A 26,650-nucleotide genomic window follows, 5' to 3' on the forward strand; every position below is an offset into this window, starting at 1 on the left:
TCCTTTTGGTTTTCGTGTCGTCGGGCGTGGGCCGGCCGTCAGGCGCCCAGTTCCCGCTCCAGTCCCTTGGGGTTTTCCGCCAGCCGTGCACGGAATTCCTGCGCTACGTCGCCGACATACACGTCTTCGACGCCGTCCTGCAGCGCGCGCACGATGGCGCTCGCGATGGCCTTGGGCGCCACGCGCGGGGGCGGCGTGCGCTGCTCCCATTCATGGTCGACCGGGCCCGGAAACACGTTCACCACCCGCACGCCCGCCGGCCGCATCTCGGCGCGCAGGCACTGCGCCAGCGACAGCGCGGCCGCCTTGGACGCCGACCACATGCCGCGCGAGGGCAGGTTCATGTGGGCGTAGATGGACAGCACATTGACCCAGGCCGCCGCGTTGTTGACGCCATCGGCCGCGCGGCCGCACAGCGCCGGGCCGAAGCCTTGCGCCAGCCGCATCAGGCCCAGCACGTTCACGTCCATGGCATCGCGCGCGGTGTTCACGTCACGCCGGTCCAGCAGGCCGCCTTCGCGTTCCAGGTCGGCCGTGTTGACCAGAATCTCGACCTTGCCGCCGATGGACGCCGCGGCGCGTTCGACGGAATCGGAGTCGGTCACGTCCAGCGCCAGCACCTGCACCCGCGGGTCGGCCGCCAGTGCATTGAAGCCGGCGTCCTGGCGCCAGGCCTGCGGATCGCCCAGGAACACGGTCGGGCTGCCGGCGTCCAGCAGCGCGCGCGCCACTGCCTGGCCCACCGCCGACTTGCCGTCGGTGATCAGCGCGCGGCGGAACTTCGGATCGCACGAGGTTTCGCGCAGGGTCTTGTCGTCTTCCATGTTCGGCGTATTCCTTTCGGGCAGGGCGATCATCACGGCCTGGCCGGCGCGATCCAGCTTCAGCGCCAGCCGCACGCGGGCGCCGTCGGCGCAATCCTGGTGGATGTGGGCCACGACCGAGGGGCCGGCGTCCATGCGCACGGTGCCCACGCGCCAGGGCAGGCGCTCGCGGAAGTAGAGGTCGTTGCTGTGATGCAGGGTCGTGCTGACCAGCAGCACGCCGTTCGGGTCCGCCTGGCGCCATGGCAGGCGGTCGGACAGGCAATGGCCGCAGGCGTCGCGTGGTGGGTACTGCACCGCGCCGCAGTCGGCGCAGGTCTGCAGGTCGAAGCGGCCCTCGGCGGCCGCGGCCGTCAGGCCCAGCGCGGCGCGGCTGCGGGCGCCGGGCGGCAGGGTCGGCTGGCGGGTGCGCGCTACCGGGTTCTTGCGGGGCGGCTTGGCTAGCGGCTCGGTCATGCGTCGCTCCTGGCCAGGATGGCCGCGGCGGTGCACAGCCCGCGGTCGTAATTGATCATGCCAAAGCCGCTCACCAGGCCCAGCCGCGCGTCGGCGACCTGCGTGCCGCCGGCCGTGCCGGTCAGCTGGCGCAAGGCCTCGACCATGCCCAGATAGCCGCCGGCCGCGCCAGCCTGGCCCACCGACAACTGGCCGCCGTTGGTATTGAATGGCAGGCTGCCGTCCACCGTGAAGGTGTTGGCGCGCACGAACTCGGGCGCCGCGCCCTTGGCGCAAAAGCCCAGGTCTTCCATCTGCATCAGGTTGATGACGGGGTAGTCGTCGTAGGCCTGCAGGAAATCCATGTCGGCCGGGCTGGCGTTGGCCATGCCGTAAAGCTCGTCGATGTCCATCGTCCAGCCGCCGCGGGTCTGGATCGGGTCTTCGATCCAGGCGTTGTGGCGTTCGATGGTGGACAGGATGCGGGCGTAGGGCAGGCCCAGCGCCTTGGCGCGGGCCTCGGTCATCACCAGGAAACCGTCGGCACCCGCGCAGGGCATGACGCAGTCGAACAGGTGGATCGGGTCGGCGATGACGCGGGCGTCCAGGTATTGGGCCAGCGTCAGCGGCTTTTTCATCAGGGCGTGGGGGTAGCGCAGGGCGTTGTCGCGCTGGGCCACGCAGACCTTGCCGAAGTCTTCGCGGGTGGCGCCGGTGGCGCGCATGTAGTGCGCCGTCAGCAGCGCGAAGCTGGCGTTGGGGCCGCCCGCGCCATACGGGTAGACGGCGTCCTGGGCGAAGCGCGAGAACTGGCTGACGGTATTGCGGAACGAGTCCACCTGGTTGGTGTCGCCCGCGATGCAGGCGATGATGCTGGCGTCGCCGGCCTGCACCGCGCGGGCGGCGCGGCGCAACGCGGCCACGCCGCTGGCGCCGCCCATGGGAAGGTGGTCGAGCCAGCGCGGGCTCATGCCCAGGTGCTGCACCAGGCCCACGGCGGTGTCCGGCGCCAGCGTGAAGCTGGACACGCACAGGCCGTCGACGTCGGTCTTGGCAATGCCGGCCTGGCGGATCAGCGCGGCCAGCGCCCGGCCCAGCCAGCCGTGCGCAGCCAGCGTGGAATAACGCTCGTACGGAATGCTGACGGGCAGGGCCGCCACCACGCCGTCGTAGCGGGCGCGCGGCGCGGTCATCGGGCGGGCTCCTGGCGCTTTTTCATGGCGGTGGTGTCCACGCAGCAGGCGGTGCCCGGCAGCGTCGGCGCCAGCGTCTTCATCTCGCCGCGCTGGATCTTGTTGGTGGTGGTGAGCGGCAGGCTGTCGACAAACGCGACATAGCCGGGCGCCTTGTAGTAGGCCAGTTGCTGCAGGCTCCATTGCACGATGCCGCGCGCGGCGTCGGCCCGGGCGGCAGCGTCGGCGGGAGCCGTTTCCGCCACCACGCAGGCCAGCACCTCGTCGCCACGCACCGGGTCGGGCACCGCGGCCACCGCCACGGCCTTGACCAGCGGGTGCTGCAGCAGCACGCTTTCCACTTCCACGGCCGAGATGTTCTCGCCGCTGCGGCGGATCACGTTCTTCTTGCGATCGACAAAGCGCAGCGCACCGTCGGCCTCGCGGCGCACGATGTCGCCGGTATGGAACCAGCCGCCTTCCCAGGCCTGGTCGGTGGCGTCCGCGTCTTTCAGGTAACCGGCGAAAAAGCCGTAGCGCGGGTCGCTGCCGGCGTGGCGCACCAGCAGCTCGCCGGGTTCGCCGGCCGCCGCTTCGCCGCCGTGGTCGGCCACGATGCGCACCTGCACATCGTCTTCTTCCGCGCCGAAGCAGCTTTCACCGATATGGCGCGGTTCCTGGTTGGCGATGATGACGGCGCCCGCGCCGGTCTCGGTCATGGCCCAGGCTTCCAGCAGCGGAAAGCCGAAGCGCGCTTCGAACGGCTGCTGCAGCTTGCGGTCCACGCCTGCGCCGAAGCCGAAGCGGATGGCGGGCTGGCGGTCTTGCGCAGACGGCTCGGCCTTCATCAGGATGGCCGGCATCACGCCCAGGTAGTGCAGCACGGTAGCGCCGGAATCGCGCACGCTGTCCCACCAGGTCTTGGGGTGGAAGCGGTCCAGCGGAATCAGGCAGCCGCCGGTCAGCACCATCGCCATGGCGGAATAAGCCATGGCGTTCATGTGCACCAGCGGCAGCGGCGTCAGCATGCGTTCTTCGCCGGGCCGCAGCTCGGCCAGGCCGCCGATGCGCGCGTACCAGCCGCCCGCATGCAGGAAATACCGGTTGGGCAGGATGCAGCCCTTGGGCCGGCCGGTGGTGCCGGACGTGTACAGCAGCGCGCATTCGGTCAGTTCGCCGGGTGCGCCGGCCAGCGGTGCGGCAAACGGCGCGGCGGGTGGTGCGTCGTCCGGCGCCATCACCCGCAAGGGACGACCGGCGCGTTCGGCCGCGGCCAGCAGGTCGGCATGGCGGTCGGGCAGGGCCACCGCCAGCGCGATCTCGGAATGGCCGGTCAGGTATTCGAGTTCGGCCGCGCGCAGGTCGGGGTTGATGGGCACCACCGACACGCCCAGCGCGTTCAGCGCGAACCAGTGCAGGAAGAAGGCCGGGCGGTTTTCCAGCAGCAGGCCGGCGCGGTGGCCGTGGCCGTAGCCGGCCTGGGCGTAGGCGGCGCGCAGCGTCTCGATGGCGCTGGCGGCCTGCGCATAGCCCAGCTCGCCGGCGCCGATGCCGTAGGCCTCGGCCGTTTCCGGCAGGATGCACAGGAAGGGCCTGGCGCCGTGGCGGGCCGCGGTGTCGCGAAAGGCCTGATGGACGGTGGTGCTCACAAGCCGCTCCTACATGAACAGTTGGATGTTGCCGAAGGCGGCATCGCAATTGACCAGGTCAACGCGTTTTAACCGGATGCGCAGCGCGCCGTCCTGTTCCACCAGGTGGTGGGTGGCCCAGCCGGCGTACAGCGTCTGCGCGTCCTGGCGCGTCTCGACATAGTGGAACGCGGTGCGCAGCACGTGTCGGCCTTCGGCGGGGGCGGATTCCGGATGGTCGCGTTCGATCGTGGGCGCCTGCAGCAAGTGGTGGCAGCGGCTCTTGGGCTGCTGCGAAAAGGTGCGCTGGCCGGCCAGGCGCTCGACCCGCACGCGCAGCAGCAGCTTGTCTTCGTACATCAGCGAGGCGTGCAGCCTGGCGTCGGTCTGGCCGTGGGCCAGCGGCATCCAGTAGTAGCCGTCTTCGGCATACAGGTCCAGCCAGTCCTCGAAGCGCAGGTCATCGAGCAGGCGCGCTTCGGCGTAGACGAAATCGATCAGGTCGCGTTCGGAAAAACTCATGCTGCCTCCGTCTGCGTCATGTAGCGGCCCCAGGCGCGGTACTGGTTGCGCATCTGCCATTCGTTGGTGCCGTTGGTGGTGACGTTCTTGCGCCCGGCCTCGTCGGGGGTGTACAGGCGGCCGATGTTGACCCAGTCGCGGGCCCGCGATTGCAGGCCGTCCTGCGCGCGTTCGTACATTTCCAGGTCGTCGTGGCCGACTACCGACGTGGGCGCATTGATCAGCCGGTTGTACATGAGGGTGCGTTCCAGCAGCAGGTCGGGCGCGCCGACCAGGCGGAAGGTCCAGGACTCCACCAGCGTGCGGTCGGCGGCGATCGGCTTGAACACGCGCAGCGTCTGGATCGGGCCCTTGACCATGATGTTGGGGAAATACACCGTGTTGTGGCGCACGTCGCCCAGGATCTGGTGTGCGCGCTCTTCGCCGTAGGCGGCCACCATGGATTCCCAGTAGCCCGGAATGCCGGAATACGCCGCGTGGATCGAATCCGACACGCCCGTGTGGCCGTGGCCGTTTTCCCAGACGCGGATGCCCATGTTTTCAAAGAACTCATAGGGCGAGATGAACGGCGCGAACAATTCCACCGCCATGGGCTTGGGCGTGCCGGCCGGGGCCTGTTCCCAGACCTTGACGGCCGTGCCGGCCGACGACTCGTGCGCCACCATGGGGTGGCAGGTGTCCGTCTGGTTGTCGACCAGCATCTTCCAGTTGCAGCGGTGCATGTAGCGCAGCACGCCGCCAGCCACTTCCAGGCGGCCTTCGGGCGAGCGGTCGACCATGTTGTCCAGGGTCGACAGCGCGTCGCCGAAGAAGTCCTCGAACGACTGGCCCTCGGGGTTCAGGCGGCAGAAGACGAAGCCGCGGTGGTTGCGCACGTCTTTCACGGCCGCCATGCCCTGGCTGGCTTCGCACTGTTCCAGGCCGGTGTTCTCGTAGCCTTTTTTCAACGGGATCGACAGCAGGCTGCCATCGGTCTTGAAGGTCCAGGCGTGATAGGGGCAGCGGAAGAACTTGCCGGTGTTGCCGCAGGCGTCGCCCGCCACCATGGTGCCCTTGTGCGGGCAGCGGTTGTGCAGCACGCGCACCGTGCGGTCGCTGTGGCGCACCATCACCACCGGCTGGTTGCCGACGGTGGTGGTGATGTAGTCGCCCGGGTTGGGCACCTGGCTGTCGTGGCCGACGTAGACCCAGGTGTTGGCGTACAGGCGTTCCATTTCCAGGTCGAACAGTTCCTGGTCGATGAACAGGTCCTTGTGTACCTCGGTCTCGCGCAGCAGGGCGCGGATGGCGTCGGGATTGTCGCGGTATTTGGCCATGCTCGTCTCCTTTCTGCGGACCGGCTCTACAGGTCCAGCACCAGGCGGGCCGACTTGGCGCGCGAGATGCAGATCTGGATGATCTTGCCGCTGGCTTTCTCGGTGTCCGACAGGTAGTAGTCGCGGTGGTCGGGCTCGCCTTCCAGCACGGTGGCCTGGCAGACGCCGCATTCGCCGCGCTTGCAGTCAAACATGGGATCGCAGCCTTCTTCTTCCATGACGTCGACGATGGTCTTGTCGGCGGGTATCGTCAGCACGCGGCCGGACTGGCGCAGTTCCACCTCGAACGGCTGGTCGCCGGCCTGCGGCGCGGCGCTGGCGAACAGTTCGAAATGGATGTGGGCGTCGGGCCAGTGGCGCGCGCGGGCGCCCTGGATGACGGCGTCGATCAGGCCCTTTGGGCCGCAGACGTACAGGTGCTGGCGCGGGTTGGCAGCGTCAAGCAGGGCTTGCAGATCGAAGCGGCAGGACGGCTCATCGTCGGCGTGCAGCGCCAGCGCGTCGCCGGCCAGGGCCTGCAGTTCCGGCAGGAACGCCAGCTGGTCGCGGCTGCGGCCGCTGTAGTGCAGGCGGAAGGCGCGGCCGGCGGACTTGAGCGCGGCCGCCATCGAGGCCACCGGCGTGATGCCGATGCCGCCGGCGATCAGCACGACCGGTTCGTCGCCCGCGGGCGATTCGTGCAGCGGAAAGTCGTTCTTGGGGCCTTCGACGGTGAGCGTGTCGCCCACCGCCAGGCCGTGCATGTGGCGCGAACCGCCCTGGCTGGCTTCTTCCAGCCGCACGCCCAGGCGGTATTCGGCGGGCTCGGCAAAGCGGCCAGCCTCGGGCGCCAGCTGCACCAGTGAATAGCAGCGTGCCTCGCGCAGGCCGGGCACCGACACTTTCAGGTGGGCGCCGGGGCCAAAGGCCGGCAGGGCGCCGCCGTCTTCGCGCGCCAGGCGCAGCGAACGGATCAGGGGCGATTCCTGGCGGATCTCGCGGACGATGAGTTTCAGGGTTTGCACGGCGTTCGTCTCTAGGTTCTGGGATCAGGCGGCCATTTTCTGGGCCAGTACGTCGGCCAGCTGGCGTTCCATGGGGCCGCATTTCTCGTCGGCCAGCGCGGCTTCGCGCAGCGACCGCAGCGACGCCGCGGCATCGGGCCGGCCCGCCAGTTGGGCCGCGGCCGCGATCAGCTGGCGGTACTTGCCGCCGCCGCGCACGTGGGTGTCGCTGTAGCCCTTGACCAGGCGGCGGCAATTGACCGTTTCCACGGCCAGGTCGTAGTCGCGCGGCGCCAGGCTGGCCACAAGGTCCAGCCATTGCGTCAGCGCGGCCGATTCGATCTGGTGGCGCAGCGTGCGGCGGCGAAAGCGCCGCATGCCGGCCAGCAGGTACAGCATCATGAAGCCGCCCAGCGTGCCGCTCTGCATGCGGCGGCCCTTACCCAGGCGCCGCTCGACAAAGCCGCCAAAGCCCTTGGATTGCTCCAGCCAGCGGCCCAGGCCTGCGGGCAGCGTGCCGCAGATCTCTTCCAGCCGCGGGTGCATGAATTCGGTGGTGTAGACCAGCTGGTCCGGCTTGGCGCCCACTTCGCTGCGCACGCGCTCGAAGCGCGAGCCGCGGGTCTTCAGGTCGGCCACCCGGATCACATCGTCGTAGGCCATGGCGGTGGCCAGGTAGCGCGCGGCGGCGCAGGTCAGCGCCCATTGCCTGGCTTCGCCGCCGTGGCGCGCGTCCAGTTCACGGAGGGCTTGCATGCGCGCCAGGTAATCCTGGGCGTAGGCCAGGTCCTGGAACTCGATCTGGCGGCGCACGCCGGCCACCAGCATGGGCTGGGCACAGGGCGGGAAATCGCGGGCAATGGTGTCCAGCAGCGCCTGCGTGCGCGGGCTGGCGGCGCGTTCGGGCAGTACCGGCACGGGGCGGGTCAGGTCGATCGCGGCCGGTTGCGCGGGCGCCTGGTCGGCAGCCGTAAAGCCCAGCGCGAAGGCGCGCAGGCTGGCATCCACGCCGACGCCAGCGCGGCGCACGGTGGCTTCATAGTCTTCGCGCGAGAACGGCAGGGCGCCGCTGCCGGCCACCGCGCCGAACAGGCTGGCGCTGATGACGCTGCCGGCCCGGTCGGCCAGGTCCTGCAGGTCAAAGCACAGGAAACGGCGGGCGGCGGCGCGGCCGGCTTCCAGTACCTTGTTGGGATCGGCAATGCCGTTGCCGGGCGCCGACTTCTCGCTGACCGCGTAGCTGCGGTGCGACGAGGCGATCAGCACGCTGCGGTCGGGCGTGACCAGGCCGCGCTGGATCGCGCGGCCGCCTTCCATGAGTTCGGCCGCGACCACCAGGTCGACGTCGCCGGGGGTGGGCATCAGCGCCAGTGCGGGCGGACGGCCGGCACGCGCCACATCGGCTTCGGGCAGCAGTTCCAGGTAATAGATGGTGGCGCCGGTGCGCTGGGCCACGCCGGGCACCGACGTGGTCTGGGCCCACCAGCCGGCGTGTTCGGCCATGTCGACGATCCAGTCGGCAAGCACGCCGCCGCCCTGGCCGCCCATGGCCAGGATAGCGATCTTGATGGGGGTGCCTTGCTGCAATGCCACCGGGTTCATGGGGCGGGTCCTCACAGGGCGAATTTGGCCAGGCGCGCGGCGCGGCGGCGCTGCAGGTAGCCGATCACGCCCTGGCGCACGCGCGCCAGGAAACGGTCGCGGCCGCTGGGGTTGTGCACGATGTCGGCGCGGTAGAAGGACGGGCACAGCACCGCGGCATGCGCGACTTCGCCGCAGTTGCCGCAGCCCACGCAGCTGCTTTCCACGTGCGCCACCGGGTCTTCCTTCAAGGGGTCGCCGCTGTCCTTCACCGTCAGCGACGGGCAGCCCGACAGCCGGATACAGGCGTGGTCGCCGGTGCATACGTCAGGGTCGACGCCAAAGCGTTCCTTGACCACGCGGCGGCCTTCCTTGGCCGCCTTGTTGAACAGCGGCTTGATGCGGCGCTGCTTGTTCAGCATGCATTCCGACTGGGCGATGATGACCTTGGGGCCCTTGATGTCGGTGGTCAGTGCTTCTTCGATGGTGGCGCGGACCTTGGCCACGTCATAGGTGCGGTCCAGCGTGCGCACCCATTTCACGCCCACGCCGCGCACGGCCTGGTCGATGGGGTTGTTGGTGGACCGGTCGGGGTTGTCGGCGCGCGACGACAGGATGTCCTGTCCGCCGGTGGCCGAGGCATAGAAGTTGTCGACGATGACGATGACGCCGTCATACTTGTTGAAGACCGCGTTGCCGATGCCCGACGCCAGGCCGTTGTGCCAGAAACCGCCATCGCCCATGATCGAGATCGGCCGCTTGGCCGCGGGCACGTTGAACGCCGCTGCGCTGGACGCGCCCAGGCCGTAGCCCATGGTGGTGGCGCCCAGGTTGAAGGGCGGCAGGATCGAAAACAGGTGGCAGCCGATATCGCACGAGATATGGTGCTGGCCCAGCGTTTCCTGGGCCAGGGTCAGGGCCGAGAAGATCGGCCGCTCCGGACAGCCGGTACAGAAGCCGGCTGGGCGCGGCGGTACCACGGCGGCCAGGTCGGCCACCTGCTTGTGGAAGGTGATGGGTTGCTCGGCCGGACGCGGCGCCGGCTTGGGCCGTGCGATCTCGGTTATCTCGAGCTGCGGCGCGGCGCTGGCTTCGCGGTCCACGGCCACCGCCGCATGCGTCTGCAGCGATTGCGGCCGTTCGCGCTTGAGGAATTCGCGCAGGCCGTCGCGCATGACCTGGGTGGTGTATTCGCCCGCCATCGGCAGCACGTCCTTGCCGGACAGGCGGGTGTCGATGCCCGCCTTGCGCAGCACGGCGTGCAGGTTCTGTTCCAGGTAGTCGGGCTGGCCTTCTTCCAGCAGCAGCACCGAGCGCTTGCCGCGGCAGAAGTCGATGACCTCATCTTCGATGACGGGGTAGGCCACGTTCATGACGTACAGCGGAATGCGGCTGTTGCCGAAGTTGTCGGCCAGGCCCAGCAACTGCAAGGCGCGGATCACGCCGTTGTACAGCCCGCCCTGCAGGATCAGGCCGATGTCGTCCTGGTCGCCATCGAACTGCTCGTTGAGCTTGTGCTCTTTGATATACCGGATGGCGGCGGGCCAGCGTTCCTTGATCTTTTCCTGTTCGTGCAGGAACGAGGCGGGCGGCAGCACGATGCGGCTGGTGTCGCGCGCCGGGCTTTCCAGGGCCTGGGCCAGCGAGAACGCCGGGCGCTTGTTTTCCTTGGCGATGAAGCGGCCGTGCACATGGCAGCCGCGGATGCGCAGTTGCAGCATCACCGGCGTCTTGCTGGCTTCCGACAGGGCGAAGCCGTCTTCCACCGCCTTGACCATGCTTTCCAGGTTGGGGCGGGGGTCCAGCAGCCAGATCTGCGATTTCATGGCGAACGCGTGCGAGCGTTCCTGCATGATGGACGACCCTTCGCCGTAGTCTTCGCCCACGATCACCAGCGCGCCGCCGGTGACGCCGCCCGAGGCCAGGTTGGCCAGCGCGTCGGACGCGACGTTGGTGCCCACGGTGGACTTCCAGGTGACGGCGCCGCGGATGGGGTACATGACGGACGCGGCCAGCGTGGCGGCGGCGGTGGCTTCGGATGCGCTGGCCTCGAAGTGCACGCCCAGTTCCTGCAGGATGTCGTTGGCGTCGGCCAGCACGTCCATCAAGTGCGAGATGGGCGAGCCTTGATAACCGGCCACGTAGCCCACGCCGGACTGCAGCAAGGCCTTGGTGACGGCCAGGATGCCTTCGCCGCGAAACTCTTCGCCGGCCCCGATACGCAACTGCTGGACTTCTTTCTTGAAAGACCTTTCAGCCATCTCGAACTCCTCCACGCGGACCGGCTTGCGGGTCCTCAAGCGTTGCTGCTGCGCAGCAAGGCCACGTCACGAAATTTCACTCTGAAAAATACTTTAGGAGTCAACGTTTTAGCTGTCAACAAAAAAGATGAAATTTCATGGAATCAAAAAAATATCACGCTAAAACAAGGGTGTATATACTGGTTGTTCTCTATCGCCGCGCCTGAAAAAAGGCGCTTTGATGGTGCAAAAACGGGTTGCGATTCGGGGTATACCCTGTGCTGCGCAACAGCATTGCGTCGCGTCATGGCGCGCCTTCGCGCCGCCGTGGTGCAATGCGCCCTGCGGCATGACGCCGCCTATCCATATTGGTGCGTGGGAGCAAAGCAACATGCGGTCGGACAAGCAGAGCGGGACCCTGGCGACCGGCACGCGGTTCGTCGACGATTACCTGGCCTACCTGCTGGCGCAGGCCAGCCAGCGCATCTCGGCCGAATTCCATCAGCAGGTGAAGTCAGCCGGGCTGTCGGTCACTGAATGGCGGGTGCTGGCCAGCCTGGAAGGCAGCGCGGGCGAAACCATCGGCGACCTGGCGGTGCTGGCCATCACCAAGCAGCCGACCCTGAGCAAAGTGGTGCAGCGCATGGAAACCGAGGGGCTGGTGGCGCGCACCGGCGTGCGCGCCGACCGCCGCCAGACGCGGGTCGGCATCACCACCAAGGGCCGCAACCTGATCGCGGCGCTCTGCGAGCAGGCCACCCAGCACCAGAAGGCGGTGCTGGCGCCTTTCGGCGAAGAAAAGGCGGCGCTGCTGATCGACATGCTGCGCGTGCTGATGACGGAACACGTGCCGCTGGACCTGCCGCTGGACACGGACGAATAGGGCTTGTCCGACAGGTGAACACTGTTTACTTGGGCGGATATGCGATTTTTTCGTCATGTCCTTATATGTCCCTAATTGTGTTTCTCCTGTGAAAACCGGCTCCGGTACGCATAAACCCTTAATTGACGAGGGTCTTGCGGCTAGGCAATATCGCGCCGGTATTCAGACTACAGTCAGGAGTTGACACCTATGCGCCGCACTTTGATTGCCATCGCGATCGCCGCCGCCGTGGCCGTGCCCTCGATCGGGCAGGCCAAATCCTTCCGTTGGGCCGCCCAGGGCGACATCCTCACCTTTGATCCGCATTCGCAGAACGAAGGCATGACGATCGCCGCCAACAGCTACATCTACGAACCGCTGGTGGACTACGACAAGGACTTCAAGGTGGTGCCGCGCCTGGCGACCGAGTGGGAGCAGGTCTCGCCCACGCTGTATCGCTTCAAGCTGCGCCCCGGCGTGAAGTTCCATGACGGCGCCGCCTTCACCGCCGACGACGTGGTGTTCTCGGTGCATCGCGCCATGGCGCCCACGTCGAACTACAAGGCCTACACCACCGGCATCAAGGAAGCGCGCAAGATCGACGACCTGACGGTCGAGATCGAGACCTCGGCGCCCAACCCGGTCCTGCTGCGCCAGCTGCCCAACGTGTTCATCATGAACAAGGCCTGGTCGGAAAAGAACAACATCGCCAAGCCGCAGGACTTCGTCAACAAGGAAGAGACCTTCGGCGCGCGCAACACCAACGGCACCGGCCCCTACAAGCTGAAGTCGCGCGAAGTGGACGTGCGCACGGTGTTCGAAGAAAACAAGGACTGGTGGAACAAGGCCGGCAAGGTCGGCAACGTCACCGAAGTGGTGTTCACGCCCATCAAGCAGAACGCCACCCGCACCGCCGCGCTGCTGTCGGGCGAGATCGATTTCGTGCTGGACCCGGCCGCGCAGGACCTGGACCGCCTGCGCCAGTCGGCCAAGGTGGTCGAAGGCAACGAATACCGCACCATCTACCTGGGCCTGGATCAGAAGCGCCCCGAGCTGCAGTACTCGAACATCAAGGGCAAGAATCCGTTCCAGGACATCCGCGTGCGCGAGGCGCTGTACCGCGCCATCGACGTGGACGCCATCAAGCGCGCCGTGATGCGCGGCCTGTCGGCGCCCACCGGCACCATGATCGCGCCGCAGGTGCATGGCTGGACCGAATCGCTGCACAAGCGCGTGCCCTACGATCCCGAGAAGTCCCGCGCGCTGCTCAAGGACGCCGGCTACGACGGCACCCTGAACTTCACGCTGGACTGCCCCAACAACCGCTACATCAACGACGAGGCGATCTGCCAGGCCGTGGTGGGCATGTGGGCCAAGGTGGGCGTGAAGGCCACGATGAACGCCATGCCGCGTTCGACCTACTTCCCCAAGGTGCAGAATTCCGACACCAGCGCCTACCTGTTCGGCTGGGGCGTGCCGACGTTCGACGCCATGTACACGCTGCAGAACCTGATCCGCACCAAGGGCGAAGGCGCGGACGGCATGTACAACCTGGGCAACTACAGCAACAAGGAACTGGACGCGATCATCGATCGCATCAAGACCGAAACCGACGCGGCCAAGCGCGACGCGGACATCCAGAAGGTGCTGGAAGTCCACGCCAAGGAATTCGGCCACATCGCGCTGCACGACCAGGTCATTCCCTGGGCCATGCGCAAGAACGTCACGGTCATCCACCGCGCCGACAATCGCCTCGTTGCCGATTGGGTCAAGGTCGACTGATCCCGGCTAACCAGACAGCGAAGCCCCTGCTGAGGGGCTTCGCCGTCTTTGCTTTTCCCGCCTATGTTTGCTTTCATACTGCGTCGCCTGTTGCAGGCCGTAGCGGTGATGCTCACCGTCGCGCTACTGGCCTTTGTGCTTTTTCAATACGTCGGCGACCCTGTCACCATCATGCTGGGGCAGGACGCCACCGATGCCGAGCGCATCGAACTGCGTGAACGCCTGGGCCTGAACGAGCCCGCCATCGTTCAATTCGGCCACTTCGTGGCCAACGCCGCCCAGGGTAATTTCGGCATCTCCCTGCGCCAGAGCGAACCGGTTTCCACCCTGCTCAAATCGCGCCTGCCGGCCACGCTGGAACTGTCCATGGTGGCGGCGTTGCTGGCGCTGGTGGTGGGCGTGCCGCTGGGCGTGTATACCGCGCTCAAGCGCAACAGCCTGCTGTCGCAGCTGCTGTTGGCCGGCTCGCTGCTGGGGGTGTCGCTGCCGACCTTCCTGATCGGCATCCTGCTGATCCTGGTGTTCTCGGTGCAGCTGGGCTGGCTGCCCAGCTATGGCCGCGGCGATACCGTCAGCGTGGGCTGGTGGACGTCGGGCCTGTTCACCGCCACGGGCTGGAAGCACCTGATCCTGCCGTCCATCACGCTGTCGCTGTTCCAGATGACCCTGGTGCTGCGGCTGGTGCGGTCGGAAATGCTCGAGGTGCTGCGGTCGGACTACATCAAGTTCGCCCGCGCCCGCGGCCTGAAGCGCCGCGCCATCCACTTCGGCCATGCGCTGAAGAACACCATGGTGCCGGTCATCACCATCACCGGCCTGCAGCTGGGCGGCATCATCGCCTTCGCCATCGTGACCGAGACGGTGTTCCAGTGGCCGGGCATGGGCCTGTTGTTCATCCAGGCGGTGCAATTCGCCGACGTGCCGGTGATGGCCGCGTACCTGTGTCTGATCGCGCTGGTGTTCGTGGTGATCAACCTGATCGTCGATCTTCTGTATTTTGTCGTGGACCCGCGCTTGCGCTCGGGATTGACCCGCGGCGGAGGTGGCCACTGATGCGCGCCGTCATGAAACGCTGGTGGGACAGCGACATTGCCTGGGCCTGGCGCCGGGCGCCCGTGGCCATCGTGGCCACCGTCTTGCTGGCCTTGCTGCTGATCGGCTCGTTCGGCGCCGGCTGGGTCGCGCCGCACAATCCGTTCGACCTGACCAAGGTGGAACTGCTGGATGCGCTGCTGCCGCCGGCCTGGGAGGCCAACGGCCAGCAGACCTATCTGCTGGGCACCGACAGCCAGGGCCGCGACCTGTATTCGGCGATCCTGTACGGCACTCGCGTGTCGCTGCTGATCGGCCTGGCGTCGGTGCTGCTGTCGATGCTGATCGGCATCGTGCTGGGGCTGATCTCTGGCTACGCGGGCGGACGCATCGATGCGTTCATCATGCGGATCGCGGACGTGCAGCTGTCGTTCCCGGCGATCCTGATCGCGCTGCTGATCGACGGCGTGGCGCGTGCGGCAGTGCCGCGCGAGCTGCACGAGATCATCGCGTTCCCGGTGCTGATCGGCGCCATCGCGCTTGCCGGCTGGCCGCAGTACGCCCGCACGGTGCGGGGGTCGACGCTGGTGGAGAAGAACCGCGAATACGTGCAGGCCGCGCGGGTGATCGGGGTGGCTTCGCCGGTCATCATGTTCCGCCATGTGCTGCCCAATGTGCTGGGGCCGGTGCTGGTGCTGGCGACCGTGCACCTGGCCACTGCGATCATCACCGAGGCGACGCTGTCGTTCCTGGGGGTGGGGGTGCCGCCGACGGCGCCGTCGCTGGGCACGCTGATCCGCATCGGCAACGATTTCCTGTTTTCCGGAGAGTGGTGGATCACCATCTTCCCGGGCGCCGCGTTGGTGCTGCTGGTGCTGTCGGTCAACCTGCTGGGTGACTGGCTGCGCGATGCGCTCAACCCGCGTCTGAATTGAGGTCTTACATGAGCGCACTTCTTGAAGTCCGCAATCTGCGCGTCGAATTTCCGACGCGCCGCGGCACCCTGCGCGCCCTGGACGACGTGTCCTTTTCGATCCAGGCGGGCGAAGTCCTGGGCGTGGTGGGGGAATCGGGCGCGGGCAAGTCCCTGACGGGCGCGTCCATCATCGGCCTGCTGGAACCGCCGGGCCGCATCGCCGCCGGCGAAATCCTGCTGGCGGGCCGTCGCATCGACAATCTGCCGGACGAGCAGATGCGCCGGGTGCGGGGCCGCGAGATCGGCGCGGTGTTCCAGGACCCGCTGACCTCGCTCAATCCGCTGTACACGGTGGGCCGGCAATTGGCCGAGACCATCGTGACGCACCTGGACCTGAGCTGGTCGCAGGCGCGCAACCGGGCGGTGGAACTGCTGGCGTCGACGGGCATTCCCGCCGCGCGCGAGCGCATCGACCATTACCCGCACCAGTTCTCGGGCGGCATGCGCCAGCGCGTGGTGATTGCGCTGGCCCTGGCGGCCGAACCGAAGCTGGTGGTGGCGGACGAGCCGACGACGGCGCTGGACGTGTCGATCCAGGCGCAGATCATCGAGCTGCTCAAGCGGCTGTGCCGCGAGCACGGCACGGCGGTGATGCTGATCACGCACGACATGGGCGTGATCGCGGAAACGGCGGACCGGGTGGCGGTGATGTACGCGGGCCGGGTAGCCGAGATCGGTCCGGTGGCCGATGTGATCCACCAGCCGCGCCACCCGTATACGGCGGGGCTGATGGGGTCGATCCCGTCGCTGGAAGGGCATGCGGAAAGGCTGGTGCAGATCGACGGCAGCATGCCGCGGCTGAATGCGATTCCACCGGGCTGTGCGTTCAACCCGCGCTGCGGGCAGCGCCTGCCGCGTTGCGCCCTGGACCGGCCCGAGCTGATGCCGGCCGGCACGTCGCGCGCAGCCTGTTGGCTGCATGAGGGGGCCGCGGCCCCGAGTGGCAAGCAATCGGAGGTGGCAGCATGAGCGCGCCGTTGGTGGAAGTGAAGGACGCGGCGCGCTGGTTCGATGTGTCGCCGCCCTGGCTGGAACGCAAGCTGGCAGGCAAGCCGCGGGTGATGCTGCGGGCGGTGGACGGCGTGTCGTTCGAGATTGCGCGCGGCGAGACGCTGGCGCTGGTGGGCGAGTCCGGCTGCGGCAAGTCGACGGTGGCGCGGATGCTGGTGGGCCTGTACGGCCTGACGCGCGGCGATATCCGCTTCGACGGCCAGCCGCTGTCGAAGATGTCGGAGCCGGGCGGCCGGGCGCTGCGCAAGCGGCTGCAGATGATTTTCCAGGATCCGTATGCGAGCCTGAATCCGCGTTGGCGGGTGGGGCGGATCATTGCGGAGCCGATGCTGACGCATACGGCGATGACGCCGGCGGAGCGGACGGCGCGGGTGGGGGATCTGCTCAAGCAGGTGGGGCTGGACCCGGCGGACCAGGGCCGCTATCCGCATCAGTTTTCAGGCGGGCAGCGCCAGCGCATTTCGATTGCGCGGGCGCTGGCGGTGAATCCGGAGTTCCTGGTGTGCGACGAGCCGACGTCGGCGCTGGACGTGTCGGTGCAGGCGCAGGTGCTCAACCTGATGAAGGACCTGCAGCGGGAGCTGGGGCTGACCTATCTGTTCATCTCGCACAACCTGGCGGTGGTGCACCATGTGGCGGACCGGGTGGGGGTGATGTATCTGGGGCGCATGGTGGAAGTCGCGCCCCGGGATGAGCTGTTTGCGCGGCCTCGGCATCCTTATACGCGGATGCTGCTGGAGGCGATTCCGGATATCAATGGGGCGGGCAAGCCGCGCACGGCAGTGGCGGGGGAAGTGCCCAATCCGCTGAATCCGCCTTCAGGGTGTACGTTTCATCCCCGCTGTCCACATGCGGATGAGCGGTGCAAGGCCGAGGCGCCTGTTGCTGTGTTGGCGGGGGTGTCGGTGGTGGCTTGTCATGCGGTGCAGGAGGGGAGGATTTAGGCTTCTTTTTCTTGGCGTTTTTGGGTTCTTTAGACGTCTGGCACCCCGCCCCACGCCGTGCCAGACTCGCGTTGATTGCTCGCCGTCGTTGCTGGGGCGACGGGTTTGCTTGGCGTTCTTGCCTCGGGTTTCTTGGGGGAGGAGCGTCTTGCGGGGCCGCGGCAACGAGGCCGCGCGGGCGGCCCGTCGCCGCATTTGGCTTGTGGGGCGTCGTTGCGGCTTGGCCGCTTTGCTGGACCGGCTCGTTCTGGGCGGTCCCTTTCCAGCTTTGAGTGTTCGACTGTTGCTTCGCCGTGTTGCTCAGTGGCGGTGGCCCGGATCGTTGGGGTCGTGCGGGTGGTCGTGGCCCAGGGGGTCGTCTTCTTCGTCGTCGTCTTCGGCGTCGTCTTCTTCTTCGTCGGGGTCGGGCAGGGGTTCTTCGGTCAGGGCGAAAGGCAGGACGTCTTCCAGGTTGTCGGACCAGGCGGATTCTTCGCCGTCGTGGTCGAGTTTGATGAAGCGTTCGCCTTCGTTGAGCGAGATCTGGATGGCCCAGAGGTAGAGGCAGTCGTAGGTGTCGTCGTCGGTCTGGGGCAGGCCGCCGCGGTTGCCGAGCAGGCGGGCGCCGGGGCCGCCCAGCTGGACGTGGGTCTGGGCTTCGTCGGTCTTGGCGTTTTCGTCGATGGGCACGCCGTAGGTGACCCATTCGGTGCCTTCGTCGCCCAGGACGACTTCGGCCAGGACGGGCTTGCCGAGGTAGGCGCTGAGGGCGTCGGCGGTCTTGGCCAGCATGTCGAGTTCGGTCGCGCTGAAGTGGGTCAGGGAAGGCGGGGGCGTGGCAGAGGCGGACATGGGGGTTCCTGGGCGCGATGATGCCGCGGGTACGGCGTTACGAAAAAACAACCGCTATTGTCTCGCGATCGCGCAAGCCGTGCATCGCACGGGTGGATGACGATTTACGCGGGGGGAGTGCGGCTATAGCGGAGCGGGCGCACCGGGATGGTGCGACGGGCGGGGTGGGTCGGTGCGCTTGCGGGCGCTGTCGGGGGATTGGCCGGTCAGGCGCTGGAACATGGCGATGAAGGCGGACGGGGTGCTGTAGCCGAGGTCGCGGGCGATGGCCTGGACGGACTGGCCGGCTTCGAGCATGCCGAGGGCGCTGACGACGCGCAGGCGCTGGCGCCATTCGTTGAAGGTCATGCCCAGGTGCTGCTGGCAGTGGCGCAGCAGGGTGCGCTCGGTGATGCCGGCGGTGGCGGCCCAGTGGGCGGCGCTGCGCTTGTCGCCGGGCTGGCTTTGCAGGGCGGCCAGGATGGGGGCCAGGACGGGTTCGCTGGCGGATGGCAGGTAGCTGGCGTAGGCGCGGGCGACGCGGATCTGATCGATGACGACCTGGGCCAGGCGGCGATCTTCGGGGGTGTCGGGGTAGGTGATGCCGCGCCGTTCGAAGTCGGCCAGGACGGCGCGCATGACGGGGCTGATTTCGAGGGTGCAGGGGGCGGCGGGCAGGTCGGCGCAGGCCGCGGCAGGGATGTCGATGCAGGCGTAATGGACGTCGTCCTGGTTCTGGCAGCAGTGCTCTATCTGGGGCGGTATCCAGATGGCGTACTGGGGCGGGGACAGGTAGGTGGCGCCTTCGATGCCGATTTCCATGATGCCGGACAGGGCGAAGTTCAGTTCGCCCCAGGGCGAGGTGTGCCGCCTGACGCGTGAATGCGGCAGGAAGTGCAGGATGCGGCAGGCCAGGGGGTAGGGGCGGCCAGGGCCGAGGTCCGGGGGCGTAGCAGCCATGTCCGAAGTTCGCAGGAATTTGTCTGATTTTCATTATATACATCGAGTCGGACATAGCCCTACACTGGCCAGCCATTCCTGTTTGGCAGTACCGCTTCCATGACGCGCGCAGTTTCTCCGGGGACGACCCCGGCCTCTTCCTCGGCTTCTTCCCCGGCTTCTTCTCCTGTTCCGGCCCGCTATTTCCTGTTTCCGCTGCTGGCGGCGCTGATCTGGTCGGTCAACATGATCGTCACCAAGATGGCGGCGGACGTGATTTCACCGGCAGTCATCGGCTTTTATCGCTGGGCGCTGGCGGGCGTGGTGCTGACGCCGTTCGCGCTGCCGGGGGTGTGGCGCAATCGGCGCGTGGTGCTGCCCTACCTGCCGAAGTTCGCGGTGCTGGGCGGGCTGGGCATGGCGCTGTACCAGGGGCTGGCCTATGTGGCGGCGAGCAGCACCACGGCGACCAATATGGGCATCATCACGGCGATGATTCCGCTGATGACGATTGCGGTGGGGGCGCTGGTGCTGCGCGAGCGGCCGTCGGCGATGGCGCTGCTGGGCGGCCTGTTGTCGCTGGCGGGGCTGGCGCTGTTGATCGGCGAGGGCGATCCGGCGCGGCTGCTGTCGGTGGGCGCGAATCACGGCGACGTGCTGATGGGCCTGGGGGCGCTGGCGTATGCGCTGTACGGCGTGCTGCTGCGCCGCTGGGGCCTGCCGGTGGGGCCGTGGCAGTCGCTGTATGTGCAGGTGGCGTTCGGCGTGCTGTTCCAGCTGCCGGCCTTCCTGATGGCGCCGGCCGCGTCGCTCAATGGCGAGAACCTGCCGCTGGTGCTGTATGCGGCGATATTTCCGTCGCTGTTCGCGCCGTTCCTGTGGATGCAGGGGGTGCGGCACCTGGGGCCGAACCGCGCCAGCATGTTCCTGAACGTGATGCCGGTGGCCACGGTGGCGATCGCGGCGCTGTTCCTGGACGAGAAGCCGCACCTGTTCCATATCGTGGGCGGCGCGATGGCGCTGGCAGGGGTGATGCTGGCGCAGATGCGTGCGCCGTTCGCCGGGGGCAAGCCCGCCGCGCAAGGCTGACGCGCGCCTGTCAGGGATCCGGCCTACAATCAACGGTTCATCAGCTTTCTTACCCTATACGAGCCCATGGCCCAATACGTCTACACCATGAACCGCGTCGGCAAGATCGTGCCGCCCAAGCGGCAGATCCTGCGTGACATCTCGCTTTCGTTTTTTCCTGGCGCCAAGATCGGCGTGCTGGGCCTGAACGGCTCGGGCAAGTCGACGCTGCTGAAGATCATGGCAGGCGTGGACCGCGAGATCGAAGGCGAAGCCACGCCCATGCCGGGCCTGAACATCGGCTACCTGCCGCAGGAACCGCAGCTCAACCCCGAGCACACGGTCCGCCAGGCCGTCGAAGAAGGCCTGGGCGCCGTGGTCACCGCCAAGAAGCGCCTGGATGAGGTCTACGCCGCCTACGCCGAGCCGGACGCCGATTTCGACGCGCTGGCCGCCGAACAGGCTGAACTTGAAGCCATCATCGCGGCCGCCGCCTCCAGCGGCGCCGACGACATCGAGCACCAGATGGAAATCGCCGCCGACGCACTGCGCCTGCCGCCCTGGGATGCCATCGTCGGCAACCTGTCCGGCGGTGAAAAGCGCCGCGTGGCGCTGTGCCGCCTGCTGCTGTCCAAGCCCGACATGCTGTTGCTCGACGAACCGACCAACCACCTGGATGCCGAAAGCGTCGAATGGCTGGAGCAGTTCCTGCACAAGTTCCCGGGCACCGTCGTGGGCGTGACCCACGATCGCTACTTCCTGGACAACGCGGCCGAATGGATCCTCGAACTGGACCGCGGCTACGGCATCCCCTGGAAGGGCAACTACAGCTCGTGGCTCGAGCAGAAAGAAGACCGCCTCAAGCAGGAAGAGTCCTCGGAATCGGCCCGCCAGAAGACCATCAAGAAAGAACTTGAATGGGTGCGCCAGAACCCCAAGGGCCGCCAGGCCAAGGCCAAGGCGCGTCTGGCCCGTTTCGAGGAACTGTCGTCCTACGAATACCAGAAGCGCAACGAAACCCAGGAAATCTTCATTCCCGTGGGCGAGCGCCTGGGCAACGAGGTCATCGAATTCAACAACGTCAGCAAGGCCTATGGCGATCGCCTGCTGATCGACAACCTCAGCTTCAAGGTGCCGCCGGGCGCCATCGTCGGCATCATCGGCGCCAACGGCGCCGGTAAGTCGACGCTGTTCCGCATGATCGCCGGCCGCGAGCAGCCGGATTCGGGCGAAGTGAAGGTCGGGCAGACCGTCAAGCTGGCCTTCGTCGACCAGTCGCGCGATGCGCTGGAAGACAAGAAGACCGTGTTCGACGCGGTGGCCGACGGCGCCGACATCCTCACCGTGGGCAAGTTCGAAATGTCGTCGCGCGCCTACCTGGGCCGCTTCAACTTCAAGGGCGGCGACCAGAACAAGGTGGTCGGCCAGCTGTCCGGCGGCGAACGCGGCCGCCTGCACATGGCCAAGACGCTGATCGCCGGCGGCAACGTGCTGCTGCTGGACGAACCGTCCAACGACCTCGACGTCGAAACCCTGCGCGCCCTCGAAGACGCACTGCTCGAGTTCCCCGGCAGCGTCATGGTGATCAGCCACGATCGCTGGTTCCTGGACCGCATCGCCACGCACATCATGGCATTCGAAGGCGACTCGCAAGTGGTGTTCTTCGATGGCAACTACCAAGAGTACGAAGCCGACAAGAAACGCCGCCTGGGCGAAGAAGGCGCCAAGCCCAAGCGCCTGCGCTACAAGGCCCTGAAGTAATCCCGCCTGTAACGCAGTCCGAGAAATCCCGGCCGATGTGCCGGGATTTTTTTTGAGGTGTTAGAATCAAAAGCAGCATCATTTGATGTTATTTTTGATTCAAATTTACGACGGGGAGGTTCGCATGCGTACCACTGTGACACTCGACGACGATCTGCTGGAACTGGCCCGAACCTACACGGGTATTCAGGAAACGTCCGCGCTGCTCCAGCAAGCACTGACCAAGCTGGTGCAGAAAGAAGCCGCGAAGCGGCTGGCCAAGCTGGGTGGAAGCTCTCCCAAGCTGAAGCCGATACCTCGGCGTCAAACGGAGACTGCCGATGATCTTGGTTGATACCTCTGTCTGGATCGATCATTTGGCTGAGGGTGAACCCCGCCTTGAACGCCTATTGAATGATGAAAGCGTGCTGATGCATCCATTCGTGGTTGGCGAACTCGCACTTGGCTCTTTGGGAAGACGCGAAACGGTAATGGATGCATTGACGCTACTACCCCAAGTCGTGAGAGCAAGTCACAACGAGGTGATGCATTTTCTGCAGGCCGAGAGACTATTTGGCAAAGGAATCGGCTACGTGGATTTGCACCTTTTGGCCTCAACTCGATTGACACCGGGTGCAACGTTGTGGACCAAGGACAAGCGTCTACGGTCGCTTGCCAGTGAACTGAGCTTGTTCGCTGAACCCCCTCAATATCACTGAGCCAGCAATACGATGCCTGTCGACAAGATCGCTATGCTGGCTTTGTCCTACTGATTTCTGGAGATCCACCATGTTGCTGCAAGCCTCTGATTCCACCTTGCTCATCGTCGACATGCAGGGCCGCCTGATGCCCGTGATCCACGATGGCGATGCGGTGCTGGCCACGGCGCACAAGCTGGCGCAGGCCGCGCGCCTGCTCGAGGTGCCGGTGGTGGCGACGGAACACCATAGCAAGATGCTCGGCGTGACCGTGGCGCCGCTGAACGAGCTGGTGCAGTCCACGTTCCAGAAGATGCATTTCTCTTCCACGCGCGAACGCGGCTTTGACGCCTGGCTGCCGGCCGCGCGCAAGACCGTGCTGGTGGCGGGCTGCGAGGCCCACATCTGCGTGTTGCAGACCGTCATCGGTTTGATCGATGCGGGTTACAAGGCGGTGCTGGTGTCGGATGCGGCAGGCTCGCGCAAGCCGTCCGACCACCATGCGGCGTTGCGCCGCGCGCGCGCCCATGGCGCCGAGATCGTCACCTCGGAAATGGCCATTTTCGAATGGATGGACACCTGCGAGCATCCGCGCTTCCGCGACGTGTTACGTCTGGTCAAATAGTGCGTAAGCCCTGCAACACGGCCCAGGGGAACCGCAAAGATTCCCTCGCCCTTTGACACAATTCCTGGGCAAACCTCACACCGTCCCCCGGGATATTTTGCGATCCTGAAGGTTCCAAACCCATAGGGGTGTCGTGCGCTCGCGTCTTGTTCAGGTGCGGCCCCGGGTACAAGAATAGGAGCCTCATCATGAAGATCGCATCTGTTTCCAAAATCTGTGTCGCTGTTGCCATGGCTGCCACGATGGCAGGTTGCTCGTCCTGGGACAGCATGAGCCATCGCCAGAAGAGCACGGTGGGCGGTGCGGCGCTGGGTGGTGTGGCGGGCGCCGTCATCACCAACGGCGGCATCCTGGGTACCGTGGGTGGCGCAGCCATCGGCGGTGTCATCGGCGACCAGGTCGGCAAGCACTAAGCCAGCTGCGGCAAGGGCACGCTGGCCCTGGGTGGGCCGGTGCCCGCGGCAGGTATCCGTGCCTGCTGCCGCCTGCGTTGAATGTTTCGCCCATGAAAAAACCCTCGGGAAACCGAGGGTTTTTCGTTTGCGCGCGAACGTGCCGCGGGCCGCGCAGAACGTCTGCGCGGCGCGTGCGTCAGGCTTCGCTTTGCGGCATTTCGATCTTCACTTCCAACACTTCGAGGGTGTCCTGGCGTTCCAGGTGCACCTTGATGTCTTCGGGGTTGATCTTCACGTACTTGGAAATGACCGCGATGAGTTCCTGCTGCAGCTGCGGCAGGTAGTCGGGCGAGTCGCCGCGGCCCCGCTCGTGGGCCAGGATGATCTGCAACCGCTCCTTGGCGACGGAAGCGGACGATTTCTTTTGACCAAGCAGAAACGACAGGAAGGACATTGCTTACTTGCCTCCGAACAGGCGTTTCAGGAAACCCGGCTTCTCGTAGTCGGTAAAGCGCAGGGCCTTGTCTTCGCCAAGGTAACGGGCCACGACGTCCTTGTAGGCTTCGGAAACGTCGGTCTCTTTCAGGTGGATGGCGGGCAGGCCTTGGTTGGACGCCTGCAGCACGGCTTCGGATTCGGGAATGACGCCGATGAGCTTGATGCGCAGGATGTCTTCGATGTCGCCCAGCGACAGCATTTCGCCGTCGACCACGCGCTTGGGGTTGTAGCGCGTGAGCAGCAGGAATTCCTTGACCGGCTCGCCGCCGTCGACCGCGCGCTTGGACTTGGCCGCCAGGATGCCCAGGATGCGGTCAGAGTCGCGAACGGACGAGACTTCGGGGTTGGTCACGACCAGCGCGTCGTCGGCGAAGTAGGCGGCCATCAGGGCGCCCGTTTCGATGCCGGCGGGCGAATCGCAGACGATGTAGTCGAAGCCCATTTCCTTCAGGTCGTTGATGACCTTTTCCACGCCTTCCTGCGTCAGCGCGTCTTTGTCGCGCGTTTGCGAGGCGGGCAGGATGAACAGGTTTTCAAGCTGCTTGTCCTTGATCAGCGCCTGGTTGAGCGTGGCTTCGCCTTGGATCACATTGACGAAGTCGTACACCACGCGACGCTCGCAGCCCATGATGAGGTCGAGATTGCGCAGGCCGACATCGAAGTCGATGACAGCGGTCTTGTGGCCCCGCATCGCGAGGCCCGCGGAAAAACTGGCGCTCGTCGTGGTTTTACCCACGCCGCCTTTGCCGGAAGTCACCACAACAATGCGTGTCATGACGATCAAACCCTTATGTTCGAATAAATCGCGTTATCGTAAAGCAAAAAGCCCATGTAAGGCTTCTTACAGAATGTGTTGCCGTCAGGCCTTGAGCGCCTCGATGCGCAGTGTGTCGCCATCCAGCCGCACCAGCGCCGGTTGGTTGTGCAGCGACTTGTCGAGCTTGTCTTCCACCACACGGTACACGCCGGCCACGGCCAGCAGCTCCGCATCCAGGTGCGTGGTGAAGATGCGCGCCGACGTATCGCCGCGCGCGCCGGCCATGGCCTTGCCGCGCAGCGGTCCGTACACGTGCACGTTGCCGTCGGCGATGACTTCGGCGCCCTGGCTGACCATGCCGATGACGACCAGGTCGGTGTGGCGCGCATAGACGCGCTGGCCGGACCGCAGGGGCTTGGTGATGACGAGCGCCGACGACGATTGCGGCGCGGCCGGCGTCGGGCTGGGCGCCGACGTAGTGCTGCTGGCGGCGCGCTCGGGCAGGGGCTCGGTGGACTTGGCGGCCGCGGTATCGGCAGACTTCTCGGCGGGCTTGTCCGCAGGTGTGTCGGCCGGCGTGGGCGCGGAGGCGATCTCGACCGCGGCGGCAGGCACCGACGGCACCGGCGTGGCGACGTCATTGGGCGGCGCGGTGTCCACCACCGGCATCGGGCGGGCTGCGGGCGTGGACAGTTCCACGGGCGTCAGGCCCGCGGCGCGCGCAGCGGCGAGGTTGGCGCCTTCGGCGACCACGCCGATGGGGGGCAGGTTATGCCCGCGCAGCGCCGCGACCAGCGCGGTCCAATCGATTTTTTCCTCGACGCGGCTGGCGTCGATGACGACGGGTTCGTTCTCGAAGAAGCTGCCCGCATCGGCCATGCGCTTGGCCAGCGCGGCGTTCAGGCGTTCGGGGTCGGCGCTGTGCAGGACCACCCGGATGGCATACAGGGTGGCGCTCTTGAAGTCCAGGGCTAGGGATTCAGTGTTCATCTTGAGTGGGGCTGGCGGTTCTGTGCGCCCGAAAGGGGCGCATGCGACCGGCTGCGCAATGTCGGGGATGATAACCCGCCCCGGGGCCGTTCAATCGTTCGGCCAAGGGTAAAAACCGCCCAGTTTGCGGGTGGCATCGGCCGCGGCGGCCACCACCAGCGCCGCATGGTCGCGTTGCAGGCGCGGCGTGGGCATGGTCAGCGTGACCGCCCCGGCCAATTCGCCCGTGGCATTGAAGACCGGCGCCGAGATGCCCGACAGCTCGGGCATGCGGTCGCCTTCCAGCACCACCACGCCGCTTTGGCGGATGGATTCGTAGGGTTCGCCCGGCGCGCCCCCGAACGCCGTCAGCACGCGGCCTCCCGCGCCCCGGTCCAGGGGCAGCAGGTCGCCTGCCTTGATGTGGTCGCGCACCGGTTGCGGCGAATCGACCCGGTACAGGCACAGGCGGTGTTCGCCCTGGCGTACGTGGAATGCGGCGCTTTCGCGGGTGGCGCGCGCCAGTTCCTGCAGCACCGGCATGACCACGGCTTCCAGCGAGAACGAGGCCGCGTAGACCCCATGCAATCGTGCGATTTCGGCGCCCAGGGCGTAGTGGCCGTCGGCGGTGCGCTGCACCAGGCGGCCGTGTTCCAGCGAGGCCAGAAGACGCAGCACGGTGCTTTTGTAGAGCTGGGTGCGTTCGGCCAGTTCGGCCAGGGTCAGTGACCGGTCGCCCGTGCGGAAAGCGGACAGCACCGACAGGGCGCGGTCCACCGCGGCGGCGCCGCCGGGCGCTGCGTGCTGGTCGGCTAACGAGGGTTGGCTGGCTTTTCTGGGCAT

The 26,650-nt window shown here is 66.6% G+C and carries 26 protein-coding genes; 12 read left to right on the forward strand and 14 right to left on the reverse strand.

The genetic code is table 11. The annotated features are described in order from the left end of the window. Positions 1–38: 38 nt before the first annotated feature. Genes U858_RS0108700 through U858_RS0108735 form a run of 8 tightly spaced genes read right to left on the reverse strand, consistent with a single transcriptional unit; the run spans position 39 to position 10,722 of the window. Positions 39–1,280 (reverse strand): SDR family NAD(P)-dependent oxidoreductase, encoded by a 1,242-nt coding sequence (locus U858_RS0108700; RefSeq protein ID WP_025136783.1) that lies wholly within the window; start codon positions 1,278–1,280, stop codon positions 39–41. Continuing rightward, on the reverse strand, positions 1,277–2,452 hold the full coding sequence (locus tag U858_RS0108705; RefSeq protein WP_025136784.1) for a thiolase family protein: 1,176 nt from the start codon (positions 2,450–2,452) through the stop codon (positions 1,277–1,279). The genes U858_RS0108700 and U858_RS0108705 overlap by 4 nt, the downstream gene beginning before the upstream one ends. Then, positions 2,449–4,080, reverse strand: a complete 1,632-nt coding sequence (locus tag U858_RS0108710; RefSeq protein WP_025136785.1) for an AMP-binding protein — start codon at positions 4,078–4,080, stop codon at positions 2,449–2,451. The genes U858_RS0108705 and U858_RS0108710 overlap by 4 nt, the downstream gene beginning before the upstream one ends. A 9-nt stretch (positions 4,081–4,089) precedes the next feature. Then, positions 4,090–4,581, reverse strand: a complete 492-nt coding sequence (locus U858_RS0108715) for an aromatic-ring-hydroxylating dioxygenase subunit beta (protein ID WP_025136786.1) — start codon at positions 4,579–4,581, stop codon at positions 4,090–4,092. Continuing rightward, positions 4,578–5,897, reverse strand: coding sequence for an aromatic ring-hydroxylating dioxygenase subunit alpha (locus tag U858_RS0108720; protein ID WP_025136787.1), 1,320 nt, complete (start codon positions 5,895–5,897; stop codon positions 4,578–4,580). The genes U858_RS0108715 and U858_RS0108720 overlap by 4 nt, the downstream gene beginning before the upstream one ends. Before the next feature lie 26 nt (positions 5,898–5,923). Then, the gene (locus U858_RS0108725) at positions 5,924–6,901 is read right to left on the reverse strand and encodes a PDR/VanB family oxidoreductase (RefSeq protein ID WP_025136788.1); all 978 of its coding nucleotides are present in this window, start codon (positions 6,899–6,901) and stop codon (positions 5,924–5,926) included. Positions 6,902–6,925: 24 nt separating this feature from the next. Next, positions 6,926–8,482, reverse strand: a complete 1,557-nt coding sequence (locus U858_RS0108730) for an indolepyruvate oxidoreductase subunit beta family protein (RefSeq protein ID WP_025136789.1) — start codon at positions 8,480–8,482, stop codon at positions 6,926–6,928. Positions 8,483–8,493: 11 nt separating this feature from the next. Further along, entirely contained in the window at positions 8,494–10,722 is a 2,229-nt protein-coding gene (locus U858_RS0108735; RefSeq protein ID WP_025136790.1) for an indolepyruvate ferredoxin oxidoreductase subunit alpha, read from the reverse strand. 370 nt (positions 10,723–11,092) lie between these two features. On the opposite strand from U858_RS0108735, the gene U858_RS0108740 reads away from it, so the two are divergent. The 6 genes from U858_RS0108740 to U858_RS0108765 all read left to right on the forward strand — a co-directional run bounded on the left by U858_RS0108740 (position 11,093) and on the right by U858_RS0108765 (position 17,308). Next, entirely contained in the window at positions 11,093–11,584 is a 492-nt protein-coding gene (locus tag U858_RS0108740; protein WP_025136791.1) for a MarR family winged helix-turn-helix transcriptional regulator, read from the forward strand. 189 nt (positions 11,585–11,773) lie between these two features. Beyond that, positions 11,774–13,345, forward strand: a complete 1,572-nt coding sequence (locus U858_RS0108745; protein WP_025136792.1) for an ABC transporter substrate-binding protein — start codon at positions 11,774–11,776, stop codon at positions 13,343–13,345. A 63-nt stretch (positions 13,346–13,408) separates the two neighbouring features. Then, positions 13,409–14,398, forward strand: a complete 990-nt coding sequence (locus U858_RS0108750; RefSeq protein WP_025136793.1) for an ABC transporter permease — start codon at positions 13,409–13,411, stop codon at positions 14,396–14,398. Further along, on the forward strand, positions 14,398–15,312 hold the full coding sequence (locus U858_RS0108755; RefSeq protein WP_025136794.1) for an ABC transporter permease: 915 nt from the start codon (positions 14,398–14,400) through the stop codon (positions 15,310–15,312). The genes U858_RS0108750 and U858_RS0108755 overlap by 1 nt, the downstream gene beginning before the upstream one ends. A gap of 8 nt (positions 15,313–15,320) precedes the next feature. Further along, positions 15,321–16,322, forward strand: coding sequence for an ABC transporter ATP-binding protein (locus tag U858_RS0108760; RefSeq protein WP_025136795.1), 1,002 nt, complete (start codon positions 15,321–15,323; stop codon positions 16,320–16,322). Next, the gene (locus tag U858_RS0108765; RefSeq protein WP_025136796.1) at positions 16,319–17,308 is read left to right on the forward strand and encodes an ABC transporter ATP-binding protein; all 990 of its coding nucleotides are present in this window, start codon (positions 16,319–16,321) and stop codon (positions 17,306–17,308) included. Before U858_RS0108760 ends, U858_RS0108765 begins: the two co-directional genes overlap by 4 nt. A 300-nt stretch (positions 17,309–17,608) precedes the next feature. Here U858_RS0108765 and U858_RS0108770 read toward each other — a convergent pair whose 3' ends face one another. Further along, a complete protein-coding gene (locus U858_RS0108770) occupies positions 17,609–18,139 on the reverse strand; it encodes a hypothetical protein (RefSeq protein WP_025136797.1) in 531 nt (176 codons plus the stop codon). A 123-nt stretch (positions 18,140–18,262) separates the two neighbouring features. Beyond that, entirely contained in the window at positions 18,263–19,078 is an 816-nt protein-coding gene (locus U858_RS0108775) for a helix-turn-helix transcriptional regulator (RefSeq protein ID WP_025136798.1), read from the reverse strand. A 99-nt stretch (positions 19,079–19,177) separates the two neighbouring features. On the opposite strand from U858_RS0108775, the gene U858_RS0108780 reads away from it, so the two are divergent. The 6 genes from U858_RS0108780 to U858_RS0108800 all read left to right on the forward strand — a co-directional run bounded on the left by U858_RS0108780 (position 19,178) and on the right by U858_RS0108800 (position 23,601). Beyond that, a complete protein-coding gene (locus U858_RS0108780) occupies positions 19,178–20,146 on the forward strand; it encodes a DMT family transporter (protein ID WP_081821579.1) in 969 nt (322 codons plus the stop codon). Between the two features lie 66 nt (positions 20,147–20,212). Next, complete coding sequence (gene ettA / locus U858_RS0108785; protein WP_025136800.1) at positions 20,213–21,886, forward strand: energy-dependent translational throttle protein EttA; 1,674 nt, start codon at positions 20,213–20,215, stop codon at positions 21,884–21,886. Positions 21,887–22,010: 124 nt separating this feature from the next. Beyond that, complete coding sequence (locus U858_RS0108790; protein ID WP_025136801.1) at positions 22,011–22,220, forward strand: type II toxin-antitoxin system VapB family antitoxin; 210 nt, start codon at positions 22,011–22,013, stop codon at positions 22,218–22,220. After that, positions 22,207–22,584, forward strand: a complete 378-nt coding sequence (locus tag U858_RS34740) for a type II toxin-antitoxin system VapC family toxin (RefSeq protein WP_081821580.1) — start codon at positions 22,207–22,209, stop codon at positions 22,582–22,584. Before U858_RS0108790 ends, U858_RS34740 begins: the two co-directional genes overlap by 14 nt. A 70-nt stretch (positions 22,585–22,654) precedes the next feature. Next, positions 22,655–23,188: an isochorismatase family protein gene (locus tag U858_RS0108795; protein ID WP_025136802.1), complete on the forward strand. Its 534-nt coding sequence runs from the start codon at positions 22,655–22,657 to the stop codon at positions 23,186–23,188. A gap of 188 nt (positions 23,189–23,376) precedes the next feature. Further along, positions 23,377–23,601 (forward strand): glycine zipper 2TM domain-containing protein, encoded by a 225-nt coding sequence (locus U858_RS0108800; RefSeq protein ID WP_025136803.1) that lies wholly within the window; start codon positions 23,377–23,379, stop codon positions 23,599–23,601. 178 nt (positions 23,602–23,779) lie between these two features. On the opposite strand, the gene minE is transcribed toward U858_RS0108800, so the two are convergent. The 4 genes from minE to U858_RS0108820 all read right to left on the reverse strand — a co-directional run bounded on the left by minE (position 23,780) and on the right by U858_RS0108820 (position 26,650). Continuing rightward, a complete protein-coding gene (minE, locus tag U858_RS0108805; RefSeq protein ID WP_025136804.1) occupies positions 23,780–24,037 on the reverse strand; it encodes a cell division topological specificity factor MinE in 258 nt (85 codons plus the stop codon). Between the two features lie 3 nt (positions 24,038–24,040). Continuing rightward, the gene (gene minD, locus U858_RS0108810) at positions 24,041–24,856 is read right to left on the reverse strand and encodes a septum site-determining protein MinD (protein ID WP_025136805.1); all 816 of its coding nucleotides are present in this window, start codon (positions 24,854–24,856) and stop codon (positions 24,041–24,043) included. Positions 24,857–24,940: 84 nt separating this feature from the next. Further along, positions 24,941–25,828: a septum site-determining protein MinC gene (gene minC / locus U858_RS0108815; RefSeq protein ID WP_025136806.1), complete on the reverse strand. Its 888-nt coding sequence runs from the start codon at positions 25,826–25,828 to the stop codon at positions 24,941–24,943. A 90-nt stretch (positions 25,829–25,918) separates the two neighbouring features. Beyond that, complete coding sequence (locus U858_RS0108820; RefSeq protein ID WP_025136807.1) at positions 25,919–26,650, reverse strand: IclR family transcriptional regulator; 732 nt, start codon at positions 26,648–26,650, stop codon at positions 25,919–25,921.

This window comes from Achromobacter sp. DH1f, from assembly GCF_000633435.1.
Lineage (GTDB): Bacteria > Pseudomonadota > Gammaproteobacteria > Burkholderiales > Burkholderiaceae_B > Achromobacter > Achromobacter deleyi.